At 30.1% G+C, this 2,271-nt stretch carries 3 protein-coding genes; 1 reads left to right on the top strand and 2 read right to left on the bottom strand.

Annotated features, from left to right (window positions below):
• Positions 1-579 (top strand): hypothetical protein (locus EZH24_RS10520; protein ID WP_137999080.1); only part of this gene is annotated, 579 nt, incomplete at its 5' end.
• 124 nt (positions 580-703) lie between these two features.
• Here the strand turns inward: EZH24_RS10520 and EZH24_RS10525 are convergent.
• Positions 704-1,543 carry an SIR2 family NAD-dependent protein deacylase gene (locus EZH24_RS10525; protein WP_137999081.1) on the bottom strand — a complete coding sequence of 280 codons (840 nt, stop codon included), beginning with the start codon at positions 1,541-1,543 and terminating at the stop codon, positions 704-706.
• On the bottom strand, positions 1,536-2,271 hold a 736-nt coding region (locus EZH24_RS10530; RefSeq protein ID WP_201798589.1), incomplete at its 5' end, for a protein-ADP-ribose hydrolase. The genes EZH24_RS10530 and EZH24_RS10525, both read right to left, overlap by 8 nt.

Consider the following 2,271-nt stretch of genomic DNA (forward strand, 5'->3'; position numbering starts at 1 on the left):
TATTATCCAGATAACGCGGACGCTCATTATTATTTGGGCTTAATATACGAAATAGAAGCGGGAAGTCCAGCCGAGCAAGGCGGAGCGGCAAGTTATAGATTGGCTGTCGAAGAATATAAAAAAGCGATTCAATTAAATACCAATTTCAATGTTCCAGCATATAAATTGGATTCTTATTTTGGTTTGCTTCATATTTACGAAAAATTAATTGACGAAGAAAATTATTCGGCTACGGAAAAAGAAATTATAAATATTGCCGAAACGAGCGCCGACAGAATCGAAAGAGGAAGAATATATTTCAAATTGGCGGAACTTTACGAAAATAAAAGCAGAAATTCTTTAGCGATAGATTATTATAGACAATCTTATTTAAACGGATACAGACAAAAATTATCTTTATTTAGAATATCTATATTATACAGAAAAATGCGAAATTATACGCAGGAAAAAGAATATTTGATTCTTGCAAATAAATACGAATTTGCAAACGATGAGCCTTCAAATTACGAAGTGCAGAAATCTATAATTCAAAGGCTTACGGATTTGCAAAATGTTAGAATTCCTAAAAAGTTAAATTAATATTTGTCATTACGAAGGAGTAGAACGACTGAAGTAATCTATTCAGTTTGGATTGCTTCATTTGGCAACATGCCCGCTTTCGCCAAAGGCGGACTTTAGTCAGCGCATTCTCAATGACAATTTTTTATTTAATCAATTTTTTCAATACTTCTGATATATCGGCGTCTATACATATCGAACGTTCTTCAATATCGCTTGCGCAGTAGCATTCTCCCAAATTTATGGAAACATAAACTGAATTTCTATTATTTAAAGTCATTCTCCAAAAATTATATTTTATTATAGAAGGCGTATTAAAACCGACTCCAAGCTCCAAAAACAAAATCTTTGAATTATTCGATATTTTTAAAAATTCTTCATATTTTGATTTTTGATTGTCCCAATTTTTATCTTGAACAAAAGTATCGTTCGCTCTCAAATTCATAGACATATTTCTTCCGCAATAAGGACATTTTGGGATAAGCTCGGTAGGAATTTTCATTTCTTTTTTATATTTAATCATCTCTCTAATATATTTTTCATTATAAAAAGTTTCCTGTCTGCAAGGTTTCGAGCATTGGAATAGCGAAAAATCTCCCTGAACCGCAAAAATTTTATCTTTATCAAATTTAGAATCTATAAATCTTCCGTCAACATTTGTGGTTATGACGAAATAATTTTTATCTTTTACTATATTATAAAGATTCAAATAAGTTTCGTTTTCTTCAATATCAAATCTGTTTATATAAACATACAAACTGAAATAAGCCCAATATTCTTCGAGCGTTGGAAAATTATAAAAGCCCGCGCTATACATATCGGTAAATCCGTATTTTTTAATATAATCTTTAAAATTTTCTTCAAATCTTTTTCCATCGTATAAAAATCCCGCCGAAGTTGAAAGTCCCGCTCCAGCTCCTATCAATATATAGTCCGAATTTTCAATTTCTTCTTTTAATTTTTGTATTAATTTATTTTTATCCATTTTTACTTTCCTTTAATTTTTTATTATATAATTCATAATCAATATCTTTAAAAACATTGAAAACTATTTTTATATTTATTTTTTTATTTTCTTTCAAAAAATCGTTTACGGAAGATAAAGCTATATCGACAGCCAAATCGTTTGGAAATCTAAACTCGCCTGTGGATATGCAACAAAACGCTACGCTTTCTATATTATTTTCTAAAACCAAATTCAAACATGATTTGTAGCATGAATAAAGAAGCTCTTCGTCTTTTTTGCTAACTTTATCTTTTATTATCGGTCCAACCGTATGCAAAACATATTTGCATGGAAGATTAAAAGCGGGAGTAATTTTTGCATTGCCCGTTTCTAAATAACCTCCGCATTTATTTATAATATCTCGACAGAATAATCTTAATCTCGTTCCAGCGGCGCTATGAATCGCGTTATCGATACATTTATGCATTGGATAAAAACATCCAAGCATCGCTGAGTTTGCGGCGTTTACTATAGCGTCAATTTTCAAAGCGGTAATATCGCCTTTCCAAATATACAAATTATTTTTTATAGGTTTAAGATTTTCTATATTGGTTATAAATTTTTTATTAAGTTCTTCTTGCAAAAATTCATCTTCTATTTTTAAATAATCTTCGCTTATATCGTTTGGAGCGCGCATATTCATAAGACTTCTAAATAAATTTTTTAATTCTATTTCGTTTGACGGAAGTTCGCCAATATCAATTTTG

The organism is Brachyspira catarrhinii, from assembly GCF_005518285.1.
Lineage (GTDB): Bacteria > Spirochaetota > Brachyspiria > Brachyspirales > Brachyspiraceae > Brachyspira > Brachyspira catarrhinii.

What these genes read in the sequence shown, in the direction of transcription:
- EZH24_RS10525 (WP_137999081.1), bottom strand. Translation starts at nt 1,543, where the DNA reads ATGGATAAAAATAAATTAATACAAAAATTAAAAGAAGAAATTGAAAAT.